Source organism: Teichococcus deserti (assembly GCF_001982615.1).
Lineage (GTDB): Bacteria > Pseudomonadota > Alphaproteobacteria > Acetobacterales > Acetobacteraceae > Pseudoroseomonas > Pseudoroseomonas deserti.
In genome coordinates, this window is the sequence record NZ_MLCO01000140.1 from 1 (window position 1) to 15657 (window position 15657).

A 15657-nucleotide genomic window follows, 5' to 3' on the forward strand; every position below is an offset into this window, starting at 1 on the left:
GGGTGGCGAGCCCGGATGGGACGGCGAACCCGGGTGGGGCGCGGGGCGGGCTGCGGCGCCGCCGTGTGGCCGCGCCGCGCGGCTGGCGTCGCTGGCTGCGCCCTGCCACCGCCTGGCTGCCCGCCCGCCGCCCGGCCGGCCGGCTGCGGCGGCTGAACCGCCCGTCGCAGCTGCCGATGCGGCTGCTGTTCTGGGCCGTCATCCTGCTGCCCGGCACCATCCTGGCGCTGCAATCCTGGCAGGCCTGGGAGCAGAGCTGGGCCGAGGCCTCGGTCGAGATGGAGCGCTCGGCCGCGGCGGCGGCCGAATATGCCCGCCGCGTGCTGGATGGCCACCGCCTGCTGGCGCAGCGCGCCAACGACCTGCTGATCGGCCTGTCCGACGACACCATCCGCCAGGAGGAGGCGGCGATCAGCAGCCAGCTGGCCCAGCTGGTCGAGGAATCCGGCGGCGAGCGGATGGTCTCGATCAGCGCCTTCGACGACGAGGGCGAGCCGCTGGTCAGCGGCAGCATGCTGGGCCTGCCGCGCGACGGCCGCTATGCGACGCGCGACTACAACCGGCTGCTGCGCGCCGCCGCGCCGCCGCGCGCCCTGATCAGCGGCCCCTATGAGGGTCGGATCGGCGGCACCCGCTTCTTCGCCGTCAGCATGCGGCGCGAGCACAGCGGCAATGCCCAGCCGGCCGGCGCCTATGACGGGGTGATCAACGTCACCATCCGCATCCCCGAGGCCTCGGCGGCGCTGCAGCGGCTGCTGAAGAACCCGGCCGACCAGCTGGCGCTGCGCCGCCGCGATGGCGCCGCCCTGGCGCAGACCGCCGCCGATGACGGGAGCTGGGCGGCGGCGCAGCGCCTGCTGCAGCCGGCGCTGCAGGCCGGCGCGCGCGAGGGCGAGCTGCGCCGCCCCTGGTCGCGCGAGGCCGGGCAGAGCGTCGTCGTCTTCCACGCCGTCGAAGGCTGGGACGTCTATGCCGTGGCCACCCGGCCGCGCGCCGAGATCATCGCCGACTGGCTGGCCACCGTCGGCGGGCTGCTGATGTTCGGCCTGCCCTCGATGCTGGCGCTGCTGGCGCTGGTGCTGGTGGTGCGGCGCGGCCAGGGGCTGATGCTGACCCACAATGTCGGGCTGGAACAGCGTGTGGCCGAGCGCACCGCGGCGCTCGCCTCCAGCGAGGAGCGGCTGCGCCTGGCCCAGGAAGCCTCCGGCGTCGGCGTCTGGGAGCAGGAGCTCGGCCCCGGCGGCCGCGCCATCTGGTCGGCCGAGCAGTACCGCCTGCTGGGCCTCGACCCCGAGGCCGGGCCGGTCGGCGCCCGCGCCCTGCTGCGGATGATCGAGCCGGCCGACCGCTGGGCGGTGCTGCGGGCGCTGCGCGGTCGCACGCCGCAGGCGCATCTGCGGCTGAAGCGGGCCAATGACGGGGCGCTGCGCTGGCTCTCGGTCAGCGGCGTGCGGGTGCCGGCCGGCGCCGGGCGGCCGCCGCGGCTGATCGGCATCGCCGCCGACATCACCGAGCGCCATGCCAATGCCGAGGCGCTGCGCGACGCCGAGATGCGCTATCGCGCGCTGTTCGAGGTCTCGCCCTTCGCCGTCTTCATCCTGGACCCGCAGACCGACGCCATCCTCGATGTCAATGCCCGGGCCTGTTCCGACTACGGCTACAGCCGGGAGGAATTCCGCCGGCTGGCGCTGCAGGACATCGACGCCCGCGACGCCGAGGAACCGCGCGGCCCGATGGCCGCCGCCATCGTCAGCAGCGCCGCCGCCGCCGCGGCCGGCGTGGCGCCGCTGCCGCGGGTCGGACCCGTCCCCGGTGCCCTGCCGGAGACGCCGCTGCCAGGGCAGGGGCCCTTCGGCCTGCCGGGCGCCGGCATCGCCACGACGCTTGCGGCGGCTGCGCCACCGGCCGCCGACGGCCCCGCCGCCGCGCGGCCGCGCGGCCCGCGCGAGGTGCAGGAATACGAGACCCGCTACCGCACCCGCGGCGGCGGCTTGCGCGACGTGCTGGTCCGTGTCCAGGGCGTGCATCTGCGCGGCCACAACGTCTCCTATGCCGCGCATATGGACATCACCGCCCGCAAGCGCGCCGAGGAGGAGCGGCTGCTGCTGGCACGCGAGGTCGACCACCGCGCCAAGAACGTGCTGACCCTGGTTCAGGCGGCGCTGCGGCTGACGCCGAAGGAGGACGCCGCCGCCTATACCTCGGCCGTCGAGGGCCGGGTCATGGCCCTGGCCCGCGCCCACACCCTGCTGGCCGAGGCCTATTGGACCGGCGCCGAGCTGCGCGCGCTGCTGGAGGGGGAGCTGACCGCCTTCCTCGCCCCGCTCGACGGCCAGGACATGCCCCAGGTCACGCTGGAGGGGCCGCCGGTCATGCTCCCCCCCGCCGCCGCCCAGGGCGTCTCGATGGTGCTGCACGAGCTCGCCACCAATGCCACCAAGCACGGCGCCCTGTCGCGGCCCGGCGGCCGCGTCACCGTCGGCTGGTCGCTGCTGGAGCCGGCCGGCCGCCTGGCGCTGCGCTGGAGCGAGGCCGGCGGACCGCCGGTGGAAGGGCCGCCGCAGCGCCAGGGCTTCGGCTCGCGCATGGTGGAGGCCACCATCCGCCGCCAATTGGGCGGCATGGTGCGGCGGCAGTGGCGGCGGGAGGGGCTGGATTGCGAGCTCGAGCTGCCGCTGCGGCAGCCCGACCGGCGGGACGCGGCGTAAGCCTGCCGCAGCTCTGTCCCGGCGGCGCGAATCCGGCCTGAAAGCTGGCTTTCCGCGCAACTGCCGGGAAAAGCGACGCAACGTTCCGCCCGGCCCATGGTTGGTGTTTGACCCGGCCAGCCGGGTCCGCTAGGCCCAGCCGACAGGAGTGGCGGAACCACTTCCTGGATGTTTTGGAGAGGCTTCGACAGAGCTTGTCGAAATCCTGCCAAAGCGTTTCCAAAAAAGTCACAGACGTGTGAAATAACAGTTCCCTCAGGGCGGGAATCTCCCGCATCGTTCGTTCCACTGGACCAAGCCGGGAGGAAAGACAGCGTGGCCGAGTTCTGGTCGGATTGGGGTATGCTGGCTTACCTGGCCGCAGCTGCCTGGGCCTTCTTCGAGGGCGAGACCTTCGTCATCCTGGCCGCCGCCGCAGGGCAGGCCACCGGGCTGATCGATCCCTGGATCCTGATGGTCTCGGTCTGGATCGGGTCCTTCCTGGGCGACCAGCTGTGGTTCACCCTCGGCCAGCGCTACGGCGTGCGGGCGCTGCGCAAGCTTCCCGCGGCCGAGAAGAAGGTGGCCCAGGCGCTGCGCTTCCTCGACAAATACGGCACGCTCTTCGTCCTGACCTTCCGCTTCGTTTATGGCGTGCGCAACGTGGCCTCCGCCGCCTGCGGCATCGCCGGCATGTCGCGGATCCGCTTCGCCTCGCTGAACTTCATCGCCGCCGGCATGTGGGCGGCCTCCTTCGTCGCCGCCGGCTGGTTCGCCGTCGCCTGGCTGGGCGAGGAGAACACCCGCCACGCCCTGGCCGGCATCGGCATCCTGGTGATCGGCTTCCTGCTCTACAAGCTGATCCGCTACTGGCTGCGCCCCAAGGTGCCGGCCGAGATCGCCGATCTGCCGCCGGTGGCCCGCACCCACCACCTGACCCGCATGACCCCGCCCGACGCGGCGGCCAAGAAGGACGCCACGCTGAAGCGCGTGGCCGTCTGAGGCGGTCCGGCGGGGCGCGATCGCCCCGCCTTTTTTCTTTTCCGGTAAATTCCTGCCCTGCCGCAGTGACTTCCACCCTCCTGCCGCGTTGCCCCGGCGCAGCGTGAGCGGAGGGGTTGGATGCGGCGTCGCCGTTGGTGGAAGGCAGGGCTGGCCACGGCCCTGGTCCTGATGGTTTCGGCCTGCGCCTCGGCCCCGCCGCCGCCCCGCCCCGACAGTGTCCAGCAACTGTCCCCCTGGCGCGCCCGCATCGCCGGCGCCGCCCTGGCCGAATGGCAGGCCTGGGGCCAGCTGACCGTCGATGGCTGGCCCGAGGCCCTGCCGCGCGAGCCTGACCCACGCCTCTTCGACCGCGTCCTGACCTATTGGGGCGCCGTGCCGACCGAGGGGCCGATGGTCATCCGCCGTCACCAGGAAACCCACGACGCCCTGCTGGCCGGCCTGCAGGAAGGCGCCGCCGAGCCCGCTGGCTTCGGCGCCCCGCCGGCGGCCGCGCCCGTGGCGCTGCCCTCGATCTCGCTCTGGGCCTATCCCGCCTGGTCGGCCGCCTTCATCAGCCACGTCATGGCCACCGCCGGCGTGCCAAGCTTCACCTTCACCCCGGCCGCCGCCCACGCCCACTACATCGACAACCTGCTGTGGCAGGCCCAGTCCAACCCTGACCAGGCGCCGTTCCGCCCGCATGCGCCGTCGGATTACGCACCCCGGCCCGGAGACCTGCTCTGCGCCGACCGGTCGCGCATCCCGCTGCTGCATTGGCAGGACCGTCTGGCCGAAGGCGGCCAGTTCCGGCCGATGCATTGCGACGTGGTGGTCGCCACCGGCGGCGGCCTGGTCCAGGCCATCGGCGGCAACGTCCTCGACGCGACCGTGCTGCGCCGCTTCCCCGCCGACGCCCAGGGGCGCGCCCTGCCGCCGCCCTATGACAAGGCGCCCTTCATGCTGGTTCTGGAGAACAGGCTGGATCAGGGGCGATGAAAGGGGGCAGGGGCAGGCCAGGGGAATGAATTCCCCTGGACCCCTTCTTCTTTCTGTCCTCCTGGCGGTCTGACGGCCAGCACTTCAACATCACCGACATCCAGGCATCGCGGTGGGGCGCCATTCCGTGGCAACGGCGCTCCTTTTCACGGGCGACGGGCCGTTGATGTCCCATCTCCATGTGGACACGGCGGTTTGGAAGAATGGGGAATGACCCCCGGCCTTGAGCCTGTCTTGGCTTTACTCCGCCGCCAGCAACCGGCTCGCCGAGGGATCCAGCACCCGCACACGCCCGTCCGCCTCCAGCATGTCCATGCCGGCCAGCCAAGCCTCGAATTCCGGGGCCGGCCGCTGCCCCTGCAGCTGTCGCAGGGCCAGGATGTCGTGGAAGGACAGGCTCTGGTAGTTCAGCATGATGTCGTCGGCGCCCGGCACGGCGATCAGGAAGCTGACTCCGGCATTGCCCAGCAGCGTCATCAGCGTGTCCATGTCGTCCTGGTCGGCCTCGGCATGGTTGGTGTAGCAGACGTCGACGCCCATCGGCACGCCCAGCAGCTTGCCACAGCAATGGTCCTCGAGGCCGGCGCGGATGATCTGCTTGCCGTCATAGAGGTATTCCGGGCCGATGAAGCCGACCACAGTGTTGACCAGCAATGGCCGGAAGGCGCGGGCGACGCCATAGGCGCGGACCTCGACGGTCTGCTGGTCGATGCCGTGATGCGCATCGGCCGAGAGCGCCGCGCCCTGGCCGGTCTCGAAATACATGACGTTCTGGCCGACCGTGCCGCGCTTCAGCGACAGCGCGGCATCCTCGGCCTCCTTCAGGACCGACAGGGCAACGCCGAAGCCGGCATTGGCGGCCTCGGTGCCGGCGATGGACTGGAAGACCAGGTCCACGGGCGCGCCGCGGTTGATCATCTCCAGCGTGTTGGTCACATGGGTCAGCACGCAGCTCTGCGTCGGGATGGCGTGGCGCTGGCGCAGGCGGTCCAGCATGTCCACCAGCGCGATGCAGTTGGGGACATTGTCGGTGGCGGGGTTGATGCCGATCACCGCGTCGCCGCTGCCCAGCAGCAGCCCGTCCAGGGTCGCGGCGGCGATGCCCGCCCGGTCGTCGGTGGGGTGGTTGGGCTGCAGCCGGCTGGCCAGCCGCCCTTCCAGGCCGATGGTGTTGCGGAAGGCGGTCACCACCCGGCATTTCCGCGCCACCACCATCAGGTCCTGGTTGCGCATCAGCTTGGAGACGGCGGCCACCATCTCCGGCGTCAGGCCGGGGGCCAGCGCCCCCAGCGTCGCGCTGTCGGCCGCCGGCGACAGCAGCCAGTCGCGGAAGGCGCCGACCGTCATCGCGCGGACCGGGGCGAAGGCGGCGGCGTCATGGCTGTCGATGATCAGCCGGGTGACCTCGTCCTGCTCATAGGGGACCAGGGCTTCGTTGAGGAAATCGGTCAGCGGCAGGTCGGCCAGGGCCATCCGGGCGGCGACGCGGCGGGCATCGCTTTCGGCGGCCAGGCCGGCCAGCTCGTCGCCCGAGCGGCGCGGCGAGGCGGCGGCCAGCAAAGCGCGGAGGTCGGCGAAGACATGGCGCTCGCCCCCGGCCAGGCTGCTGCGTCGGGTCATGGCCGGGGTCTCCTCGCTTGGGGCTCAGCCGGGCTCGGCGCGGGGCGGGGTGGTGTCGCCTTCGCCCAGCGCACGCTGCAGCAGCACCGAATCCAGCCATTCGCCATGCTTGCGCCCGACCGAGCGCAGCACGCCGACCTGGCGGAAGCCGGCCGCCTCGTGCAGCTTCACCGAGGCGACATTGGCGCTGTCGCCCACCACCGCGATCATCTGCCGCAGGCCGATGGCGGTGCAAGCCTCGATCAGCGCCGCCAGCAGCAGCCGGCCGAGGCCTTTGCCGGCCGAATCGGCGGCGACGTAGATCGAGTTCTCGACCGTATCGCGATAGGCGATACGCGGACGATAGGCCCCGGCATAGGCATAGCCGAGCACCACGCCGTCGACCTCTGCCACCAGATAAGGCATCCCGGCTGCGACCAGGGCAGCATGGCGGCGCTGCATCTCCTCCAGCGGGGGCGGGCTGATCTCGAAGGAGGCGCGGCCGGTGGCCACGTGGTGGCCGTAGATCGCGGTGATCGCAGGCAGGTCGGCGGGGCAGGCAGGGCGGATATGGGTCATGGCGGGACCGATCCAAGCAAGTTCCGCGCCTAGTCTTTCCGTGTTTCGCCCAGCCAGTCCAGGGCGCCTTGGCCAGCCGCGCGGCCGGTGGCGAAGCAGGCCTGCAGCAGGTAGCCGCCGGTGGGGGCCTCCCAGTCCAGCATCTCGCCGGCGGCGAAGATCCCGGGCCGGTCGCGCAGCATGAAGCGCGTATCCAGGGCGCCGAAAGAAATTCCGCCGGCGGAGGAGATGGCGCGGTCCAGCCCCTGGGTCCCAGTCAGCCGCAGCGGCATCGCCTTCACCAGCGCCGGCAGGGTGTCCTGCGACGCGCCGGCATGCAGCGCCTCCTGCACCAACGCGATGCCGACCGGGGCCAAGGCGATGGTCTTGCGCAGGAAGGCCGAGAGCGACTGGCCGCGCCGCGGGGCCGCCAGCCGGCGCGCCACCTCCGCCGCCTCCAGGTCGGGGCGTAGGTCGAGCTCCAGGGTGCAGGACCCGTTCGCGGCGATGGCCTCGCGCAGCGGCGCGGCCAGCGCATAGACGGCGCCGCCCTCGATGCCGTCGCGGGTCAGCATGGCCTCGCCGCGGCGGGTCTGGTCGGCGAAACTGAGAGAAATGCGCTTCAGCGGCGTGCCGGCGAAGCGCTCCACCAGATGCGCCGACCAGTCGATGCGGAAGCCCATATTCGCCGGGCGCAGCGGCGCCACCGGCACATCGGACAGACAAGAAACCCAGCCGCCATCGGCCCCGAGCCGCGGCCAGGAGGCGCCGCCCAGCGCCAGCACCATGGCGGCCGGATGCGCGGCGATCTCGCCCTCGGGGGTGGCGAAGCGCAGCCCGCCATCCGGGGAAAAGCCCAGCCAGTCATGCCGGGTGCGGATCTCGACGCCGGCGGCGGCCAGCCGGGCCAGCCAGGCGCGCAGCAGGGGAGATGCCTTCATCGCCTTCGGGAACACCCGGCCGGAGCTGCCGGTGAAGAGCGGCTGGCCCAGCCCCTCGGCCCAGTCCATCAGCGCCGACGGGGGGAAGGCCTCGATGGCAGCGGACAAGGCCGGCTCGGCGGCGCCGTAATGGCGGCAGAAGCCCGGCATCGGCTCGGAATGGGTCAGGTTCAGCCCGCCGCGCCCGGCCATCAGGAACTTGCGGGCCGGGGAGGGCATGCGCTCGAAGACCAGGGCGCGGCCGCCACGGGCGGCGATGGTCTCGGCGGCCATCAGCCCGGCGGGGCCGGCGCCGAGCACGGCGATCCAGGGGGAAGTCGGAAAGTCAGTCACCGCGGCCTTATGCCACGCGCCGCGCACTTCGCCCATTGGCAGGCGGCGCCGCGCGGCCTAACCCGCTGAGCCCTGGCTTTTCCCCCCCCCTGGCTTTCACCCGATCCGGATGCGCCGACGATGACCTCTGCCAATCCTGCTTATGTGCTGACGCTGAACTGCGCCAATCGTCCGGGTATCGTGGCGGCGGTCGCCACCGCGCTGTTCGAGGCCGGCGGCAATATCCAGGAAGCCCAGCAGTTCGACGACACGGCGACGCATCGCTTCTTCATGCGCGTGGTCTTCGACGTGGCGGCCGACATCGCCATCGAGGCGCTGCAGCAGGCGGTGACGCCGGTGGCGCAGCGCTTCGGCATGGGCTGGACGCTGCGGCCCAAGGGGGCGAAGCGTCGGGTCATGCTGCTGGTCAGCAAGTTCGACCATTGCCTGGCTGACCTGCTCTACCGCTGGCGCATCGGCGAGCTGCCGATGGAGCTCGCCGGCATCGTCTCCAACCATCCGCTGGAAACCTATGCGCATCTCGACTTCACCGGCGTGCCCTTCCACCACCTGCCCGTGACGCGCGCCACCAAGATGGAGCAGGAGACCGAGATCTGGCGCCTGTTCCAGGAGAGCGGCTCCGACCTGATGGTGCTGGCCCGCTACATGCAGGTGCTGTCGGACGGGCTGGCGGCCAAGCTGCCCGGGCGCTGCATCAACATCCACCATTCCTTCCTGCCCGGCTTCAAGGGCGCGCGCCCCTACCACCAGGCGCATGCCCGCGGCGTCAAGCTGATCGGGGCGACGGCGCATTTCGTCACCGCCGATCTCGACGAAGGCCCGATCATCGAGCAGGACGTCGAGCGCATCAGCCATGCCGACACCGCCGAGGACCTGATCCGCAAGGGCCGCGACATCGAGCGCCGCGTCCTGGCCCGCGCGATCTCCTTCTACCTGGAAGACCGCATCATCCTGAACGGCAACAAGACCGTGGTCTTCACGGGCTGACCGAGAAGCGCGCCCGGTAGGCGGAGGGCGTCACCCCCACCGCCGCCTTGAACTGCTGCCGCATGGCGAGGGCGCTGCCGAAGCCGCAGTCATCGGTCACCTGCTGCACCGGGCGGCCGGCTTCCAGCAGCGTGCGGGCCTGGGCGACTCGCTCGGCCAGCAGCCAGGCGCCGGGGCTCTGCCCCAGCGTCGCGCGGAAATGCCGGTGCAGCCCGCGCGGGCTGAGCGCCGCGGCGCTGGCCATGCGGGCGATGTCCCAGTCTTCCGCCAGCGATCCGCGCACCCGGTCGAGCAGCGGCGCCAGCAGGCTGCCGGCGCCGCGGGCGGGGGGCACCGGGCGCTCGACGAATTGCGCCTGGCCGCCCTGGCGCTGCGGCGGGATGACCAGGCGCCGCGCCACGGCATTCGCCTTCGCCGCCCCGAAGTCGCGGCGGATCAGGTGCAGGCAGAGGTCGAGCCCGGCAGCACTTCCGGCCGCCGTCAGCACCGAGCCCTCGTCGACATAGAGGACATCCGGCACCAGGGTCAGCCCCGGATGCTGTTCCGCCAGCGCCGGGAAATAGCGCCAGTGGGTGGTGGCGCGCCGCCCTTCCAGCAGCCCGGCGGCGGCCAGGACGAAGGCGCCGGAGCACAGCGACAGGATGCGCGCGCCGTTCTGGTGCGCCTCGCGCAGCGCGTCGCACAGCGCCGGCGGCACGGGCTCCTCCACGCCGCGCCAGCCGGGGACGATGATGGTGCCGGCGGCCTGCAGCAGTTCGGCCCCGCCATCGGCCAGGACGCGGATGCCGCCCTGGGCGCGCAGCGGCCCGGGCTCCAGGCTGGCGACCGCGCAGCAATACCAGGCCGCGCCGAATTCCGGGCGGGGCAGGGCGAAGACCTCGATCGCGCAGCCGAACTCGAAGGTGCAGAGCCCGTCATAGGCCAGCACCACGACACGGTCGTTGAAATCGATCTCTGGCATGATCCGGACCATAGGCGGCATTCCTGCCACTCACCACCAGAACCTGCGCCGCGGCAGGATCGGCCCCGTCAACAGGAGCCACCCGGCCATGAACAGCGTCACCGCCATCCCCGCCGCGCCCGCCGCCGAAGCCGAAGCGCATTTTTCCAAACGCCTGTCGCTGGAAACCGATTGCGCCGACGTCTCCGCCGCGATGGCGCTGCCCGACCCGGGCTTCGTGCTGCTCGATGTCCGCGGGCCCAAGGCCTATGCCCGCGGCCATGTGCCGGGCGCGATCAACCTGCCGCATGCCGCGATCACCGAGGAGACGTTGAAAGGCCACCCGGCCGGCACGCTCTTCGTCGTCTATTGCGCCGGGCCGCATTGCAACGGCGCCGATCGCGGCGCGCTGCGGCTGGCGCGGCTGGGCCTTCCGGTGAAGCTGATGCTCGGCGGCGTCACCGGCTGGATCGACGAAGGTTTTGACCTGGAGACGGCGGCTGTCGCGCAGGCGTGACGCTGAGCCGGGGCAGGGGGCGGTTTCCGCCGCGCCCCGGCCTTGGCAGGGTGCCGGCCGTGACCGGAGAAAGCCCTGCCATGCGCCACCGCTGCATCCCCCTGCTGCTCCTCGGCGGCTGCACCCTGCTGGCCGGGGCGCTGATGGGCGCGCCGGAAGCGCTGCCCGCCTCCGCTGGGGAGTGCCGGTTCGAGACGCTGTCGGCCGAGGATCAGCGGCGCTACCGCTCGCGCTACAACCGCCGCCTGCGCAACGACGGCCGCGCGGTCGCCGAGCGATGGCTGCGCGACCAGGCCTGCAGCACGCCGGAGGAACGCGCCGCCCGCCGCGCGCCGCGGGGGCGGGACGGCCGCCCCTGCACGCGCACCCGCGTGGAGATGCGCGTCACCCCCGGCTTCGGCGGCGAGGCCATGAGCATGGCCCCGGTCACCGTCTGTGCCGATTAGTCGACCTTGACCCGCGGCGCATGCGCCTTGCGGAGAAGATCGGCCAGCCAGAACATCAGCGAGCGCCAGAAGCCGTAGAGCCCCAGCTGGTGCCGGCGGTACAGGGAAACATAGGTCCACTGCGCGAAGCGGCCCTGGATGAAGGTGCCGTCGCCCAGCAGCCCCAGCCGGCCCAGGCTGCCGAAGGCATTGTAATGGCCCAGCGCCACCAGCGCGCCGCCATGCTTGTAGCGGAATTCCGGCAGGGGTTTCCCCGCCAGACGCGCCTCCAGCCCGCGCGCCAGCTGTTCCGCCTGCTGCTGCGCGACCTGGGCGGTGGCGGGCATCGGATGCGTCTCGCCCTCCGGCAGCAGGAAAGCGCAGTCGCCCAGCGCGAAGACATCGTCGTCGCGGCTGGTCTGCAGCGTCGGGCGGATCACCAGCTGGCGGCTGCGCACCGTCTCCAGCCCGTCGAGCCTGTCCAGGAAGGCGGGCGCCTGGATGCCGGCGGCCCAGACCTTCAGCGGCGCCGGGATGCGGCGGCCATCCTTCAGATGCATGGCCTCGGCATCGACCGCCACAACCTGGGCGCCGGTCAGCACCGTCACCCCCTGGCGGCGCAGCTCGCGCTGGGCGGCATCGGCCACCCGCTCGGGCAGGGCGCCCAGGATGCGCGGCGCGGTCTCGATCAGGGTCAGGCGCAGGCGGCGGCGCAGGTCGCCGACGCCATAGCCGGCGGCGAAGTCCAGCGCGGTGTTGATCTCGGCCGAGAGCTCGACGCCGGTGGCGCCGGCGCCGACGATGGCGATGTCCAGCGTCGCCTCGTCCGGCCCGGCCAGGCAGCGCAGCACCTGGTTGCGCAGCACGGCGTTGAACTCCTCGGCCTGGTCGCGGCTGTCGATGAAGGAGCAGTGCTCGCGCACGCCGGGGATGCCGAAGTCGTTGGCCCGGCTGCCCACCGCGATGATCAGGGTGTCGTAGGACAGCTCGCGCGCCGGCAGCACCTCCACGCCGTTGCGGTCGGCCAGCGCCGCCAGCCGGATCACCTTCCGCGCCCGGTCGAGCCCGGTCATCTCGCCGGGCCAGTAGCGGAAGTGGTGGCGGCTGGCCTGGACCACGAAGCTGACCTGCTCCTGCCCGGAATCAAGCGTGCCGGCGGCGACCTCATGCAGGCGCGGCTTCCAGATATGGCTGGCGTCGCGGTCGACCAGCAGGATCTCCGCCTTGGCCTGACCGCCCCGGGGACGGCCGAGGCGGCGGCCCAGCCGGGTCGCCAGATGCACGCCGCCGGCGCCGCCGCCGACGATGACGATCCGATGCGGGGTCGCGGCCATGGGGAAACTCCTGAGGCTGCCGCAGGCCGGGCCTGGGCGGGAAAAGACGCAAAAAAACCCGGGGGAAGATTATTCCCCCGGGTTCGTTGATGTCAGGCTTAGCAGCGCGGCCCGACGGTCTCAATGCGGGGAAGCCGATGTTCCGCGCGCCGAAGCTTGCGCGCCCGGGTCAATGATGCGCCGTCTCCGGCTTCGGACCATCGCCGCCGCTGGCGCCATGCGCATGCTGGCCGCGGCCGAAGCGGCGATGCGTTGCCTCGCGCATGCGCTGGAACACGACGTAGAGCATCGGGATCATGAAGATGCCGATAGTGGACGCCGCGATCATGCCGGCGAAGACCGGCGTCGAGACGGCGCGCCGCGCCAGCATCGAGGCGCCGCTGGCCCAGACCAGCGGCACCAGGCCGAGGATGAAGGCGATGGACGTCATCATCACCGCGCGGAAGCGCAGCTTCGCCCCCTGCGCCGCGGCCTCGACGATGTCGAGCCCGGCCTCGCGCTGCTCCTTGGCGAATTCGACGATCAGGATGCCGTTCTTCGCCGCCAGCGCGATCAGCACGATCAGGCCGATCTGCGCGTAGAGGTCCATCGGCATGCCGGCGACGAACAGCGCGCCGACCGCGCCGAGCACGCCGACCGTCACCGACAGCAGCACGGGGATGGGAATGACCCAGCTCTCGTAGAGGCCGACCAGGAACAGGAAGGCGAAGAGCACGGCCAGCGCCAGGATGGCGCCGGTCTGCCCCGCCGCGCGCTGCTCCTGGAAGGAGGTGCCGGTCCATTCGAAGGTGTAGCCGTTGGGCAGCGACTGGTTGGAGATCCGGCCCATCGCCGCCATGGCGTCGCCCGAGGAGACGCCGGGCTTGGGCGAGCCGCTGATGGTGATCGAGCGGTAGTTGTTGTAGCGGGTGATGAATTGCGGCCCGACCACGGTGCGCTCGGAGGCGATCGAGCGCAGCGGCACCATGACGCCGCGGCTGTTGCGGATCTCGATCTTCCACAGGCCGGTGGTGTCGCGGCGGTCGGCCGCCTCGCCCTGGATCTGCACCTGCCAGGTGCGGCCATAGAGGTTGAAGTTGTTGATGAAGCTGCTGCCGAGCGTGGCCTGCAGCGTCGAGAAGACATCGGTCATCGACAGGCCCAGCGCCTGCGCCTTGTCGCGGTCGATGTCGAGGAAGATGGAGGGCGAGCGGGCGCTGAAGGTGGAGAAGACCTGGGTCAGCGCCGGATCCTGGTTGGCCGCGCCGAGCAGCGCGCCGAGCACGCCGGCCATCTCGGCCGGCTGCGCGCCGGTCAGGCTTTCCAGCTGGTACTCGAAGCCGCCGCCGGTCGACAGGCCGATGATCGGCGGCAGGTTGATCGGGATGATCTGCGCCTCGCGGATCTGCTGGCTCTCGCCGAAGATCCGCCCGATCAGCGCGTTGACGTTGTCGCCCGGCCCGGTGCGCTGGGCGAATTCCTTCAGCTGCACGAACATGGTCGCCGAGGAGGAGGAGGCGCCGCCGTCGAGCAGCGAGAAGCCGATGATGGCGACCGCGTCGCGCACCTGCGGCATCTCCTTCAGCCGCCGCTCCATCTGCGCCACCACCTCGCTGGTGCGGGCGACGGAGGCGCCGTCCGGCAGCTGGAAGGCGACGATGAAGGCGCCCTGGTCCTCGGAGGGCAGGAAGCCGGCCGGGATGCGGGTCGCGATGGTGAAGGCGCCGAAGCCGAAGGCGCCGACCAGGACGATCGAGACGATGCCGAGCCGCAGCAGCCGCCGCACCAGCCCGGCATAGCCGTCGCGCACATTGTCGATGCGCCGCGACACCCAGGCCATGATGCCCTTCTTCGGCCCGCTATGCCGCAGGAAGACGGCGCAGAGGGCCGGCGACAGGGTCAGCGCGTTGATCGCCGAGATCACCATGGCGGCGCTGATGGTCACCGCGAACTGCCGGAACAGCTCGCCCGACAGGCCGGGGATGAAGCCGATCGGCACGAAGACCGAGAGCAGCACCAGGGTGATGGCGATGATCGGCCCGGTGATCTGCGCCATTGCCTTCTTGGTGGCGTCGCCGGGGCTGAGCTCCGGCTCCTCCTCCATGACGCGCTCGACATTCTCCACCACGACGATGGCGTCGTCGACGACGATGCCGATCGCCAGCACCATGGCCAGCAGCGAGACGGTGTTGGCCGAGTAGCCCATCACCAGCAGGATGGCGAAGGTGGTCACCAGGCTGACCGGCACGGCGATGATCGGGATCAGCGTCGCGCGGATATTGCCGAGGAACAGGAAGACCACCACGGCCACCAGCACGAAGGCCTCGGCCAGGGTCTTGATGACCTCCTTGATGGTGTCGTTGACGAAGATGGTGGTGTCGAAGACGGGGCGGACGGTCATGCCCTCCGGCATGCGCGCGCGCACCCGGTTCAGCGTCGCCTCGATGGCGGCGGCCGTCTGCACCGCATTCGCCCCGGGGGCCAGGTAGATGCCGATGCCGACGCCGTCCTGGCCGTTCAGCCGGGTGCGGCTGTCCTGGTTCTGCGCGCCGATCTCGACGCGGGCCACGTCGCGCACGCGCAGCACCGAGCCGTCCGGATTGGCGCGCAGCACGATGTTGCCGAACTGCTCGGGGCTGGAGAGGCGCCCCTGCGTCTGCACGTTCATCTGGGTCTGCTGGTTGTTCGGCACCGGCTCGGCGCCGAGCCGGCCGGTCGGCGCCTGCACGTTCTGCGCCCGGATGGCGGCGGCGACGTCGGAGGGCGTCAGGTTCAGGCTGACCAGCCGCTGCGTGTCGAACCAGATGCGCATCGCGTAGTTCTGCCGGCTGAACAGCGAGGCGGACCCGACGCCGGTGGTGCGCGACAGCTCGTCCAGCACGTTCAGCGTGGCGTAGTTGGTCAGGTAGAGCGGGTCGTAGCCGCGCTCCGGCCGGTCGGCATAGAGGAACAGCACCTGCAGGATCGAGGAGGAGCGCTTCTCCACCCGGATGCCCTGGGCCTGCACCTCGGTCGGCATCAGCGCCATCGCCGCCTGGACGCGGTTGTTGACGTTGACGGTGTTGATGTCCGGGTTGGTGCCGAGCTCGAAGCTCACGATCAGCGAGTAGCTGCCGTCGGAGCCGCTGTTGCTCTTCATGTAGATCGACTTGTCGACGCCGACGATCTGCGCCTCGAGCGGCTGGGCGACGGCGGCCTCGACCACCTCCGCCGAGGCGCCGGGATAGGTCGCGCTGACCTGCACCTGGGGCGGCACGATGTCGGGGAACTGCGACACCGGGATGCGCGTCATCGACAGGGCGCCGGCGATGGTCATCACGATCGCGATGACCACCGCCAGGCGCGGGCGGTTGACGAAGATGGCGGAGAACAAGGTC

Annotated in this window: 12 protein-coding genes; 6 read left to right on the top strand and 6 right to left on the bottom strand. The window is 71.4% G+C overall.

What is annotated here, in order from left to right; genetic code table 11:
* From BKE38_RS14690 to BKE38_RS14700, 3 genes are all read left to right on the top strand, one after another.
* The coding region (locus BKE38_RS14690) for a PAS domain S-box protein (RefSeq protein WP_207553573.1) at positions 1-2708 on the top strand (2708 nt) is incomplete at its 5' end.
* 315 nt (positions 2709-3023) lie between these two features.
* Positions 3024-3689, top strand: coding sequence for a DedA family protein (locus tag BKE38_RS14695; RefSeq protein ID WP_083747556.1), 666 nt, complete (start codon positions 3024-3026; stop codon positions 3687-3689).
* Between the two features lie 120 nt (positions 3690-3809).
* On the top strand, positions 3810-4667 hold the full coding sequence (locus BKE38_RS14700) for a DUF2272 domain-containing protein (protein ID WP_242662364.1): 858 nt from the start codon (positions 3810-3812) through the stop codon (positions 4665-4667).
* Positions 4668-4907: 240 nt separating this feature from the next.
* Here the strand turns inward: BKE38_RS14700 and BKE38_RS14705 are convergent, their stop codons facing one another.
* Genes BKE38_RS14705 through BKE38_RS14715 form a run of 3 tightly spaced genes read right to left on the bottom strand, consistent with a single transcriptional unit; the run spans position 4908 to position 8098 of the window.
* Positions 4908-6287, bottom strand: a complete 1380-nt coding sequence (locus tag BKE38_RS14705; protein ID WP_076958049.1) for an ethanolamine ammonia-lyase subunit EutB — start codon at positions 6285-6287, stop codon at positions 4908-4910.
* Between the two features lie 24 nt (positions 6288-6311).
* A complete protein-coding gene (locus BKE38_RS14710) occupies positions 6312-6845 on the bottom strand; it encodes a GNAT family N-acetyltransferase (RefSeq protein ID WP_076958050.1) in 534 nt (177 codons plus the stop codon).
* 29 nt (positions 6846-6874) lie between these two features.
* Complete coding sequence (locus tag BKE38_RS14715; RefSeq protein ID WP_242662365.1) at positions 6875-8098, bottom strand: TIGR03862 family flavoprotein; 1224 nt, start codon at positions 8096-8098, stop codon at positions 6875-6877.
* A 120-nt stretch (positions 8099-8218) separates the two neighbouring features.
* Between BKE38_RS14715 and purU the strand changes: the two genes are divergently transcribed.
* Positions 8219-9085 carry a formyltetrahydrofolate deformylase gene (gene purU / locus BKE38_RS14720; protein ID WP_076958051.1) on the top strand — a complete coding sequence of 289 codons (867 nt, stop codon included), beginning with the start codon at positions 8219-8221 and terminating at the stop codon, positions 9083-9085.
* Here the strand turns inward: purU and ftrA are convergent.
* Positions 9075-10046 carry a transcriptional regulator FtrA gene (gene ftrA, locus BKE38_RS14725; RefSeq protein WP_076958069.1) on the bottom strand — a complete coding sequence of 324 codons (972 nt, stop codon included), beginning with the start codon at positions 10044-10046 and terminating at the stop codon, positions 9075-9077. The two genes, purU and ftrA, sit on opposite strands and share 11 nt — an antisense overlap.
* 88 nt (positions 10047-10134) lie before the next feature.
* On the opposite strand from ftrA, the gene BKE38_RS14730 reads away from it, so the two are divergent.
* Positions 10135-10542 (top strand): rhodanese-like domain-containing protein, encoded by a 408-nt coding sequence (locus BKE38_RS14730; RefSeq protein WP_076958052.1) that lies wholly within the window; start codon positions 10135-10137, stop codon positions 10540-10542.
* An 80-nt stretch (positions 10543-10622) separates the two neighbouring features.
* Positions 10623-10988, top strand: coding sequence for a hypothetical protein (locus tag BKE38_RS14735; protein WP_076958053.1), 366 nt, complete (start codon positions 10623-10625; stop codon positions 10986-10988).
* On the opposite strand, the gene BKE38_RS14740 is transcribed toward BKE38_RS14735, so the two are convergent.
* A complete protein-coding gene (locus BKE38_RS14740) occupies positions 10985-12301 on the bottom strand; it encodes an NAD(P)/FAD-dependent oxidoreductase (RefSeq protein WP_076958054.1) in 1317 nt (438 codons plus the stop codon). The genes BKE38_RS14735 and BKE38_RS14740 overlap by 4 nt on opposite strands.
* A gap of 169 nt (positions 12302-12470) precedes the next feature.
* The gene (locus tag BKE38_RS14745) at positions 12471-15653 is read right to left on the bottom strand and encodes an efflux RND transporter permease subunit (RefSeq protein ID WP_076958055.1); all 3183 of its coding nucleotides are present in this window, start codon (positions 15651-15653) and stop codon (positions 12471-12473) included.
* Positions 15654-15657: the final 4 nt, after the last annotated feature.

Excerpts from the sequence above, each read along its gene's own strand:
- ftrA (WP_076958069.1), bottom strand. The coding sequence starts at position 10,046 with ATGCCAGAGATCGATTTCAACGACCGTGTCGTGGTGCTGGCCTATGAC.
- BKE38_RS14735 (WP_076958053.1), top strand. The coding sequence starts at position 10,623 with ATGCGCCACCGCTGCATCCCCCTGCTGCTCCTCGGCGGCTGCACCCTG.
- BKE38_RS14730 (WP_076958052.1), top strand. The coding sequence starts at position 10,135 with ATGAACAGCGTCACCGCCATCCCCGCCGCGCCCGCCGCCGAAGCCGAA.
- BKE38_RS14705 (WP_076958049.1), bottom strand. The coding sequence starts at position 6,287 with ATGACCCGACGCAGCAGCCTGGCCGGGGGCGAGCGCCATGTCTTCGCC.
- BKE38_RS14700 (WP_242662364.1), top strand. The coding sequence starts at position 3,810 with ATGCGGCGTCGCCGTTGGTGGAAGGCAGGGCTGGCCACGGCCCTGGTC.
- purU (WP_076958051.1), top strand. The coding sequence starts at position 8,219 with ATGACCTCTGCCAATCCTGCTTATGTGCTGACGCTGAACTGCGCCAAT.
- BKE38_RS14710 (WP_076958050.1), bottom strand. The coding sequence starts at position 6,845 with ATGACCCATATCCGCCCTGCCTGCCCCGCCGACCTGCCTGCGATCACC.
- BKE38_RS14740 (WP_076958054.1), bottom strand. The coding sequence starts at position 12,301 with ATGGCCGCGACCCCGCATCGGATCGTCATCGTCGGCGGCGGCGCCGGC.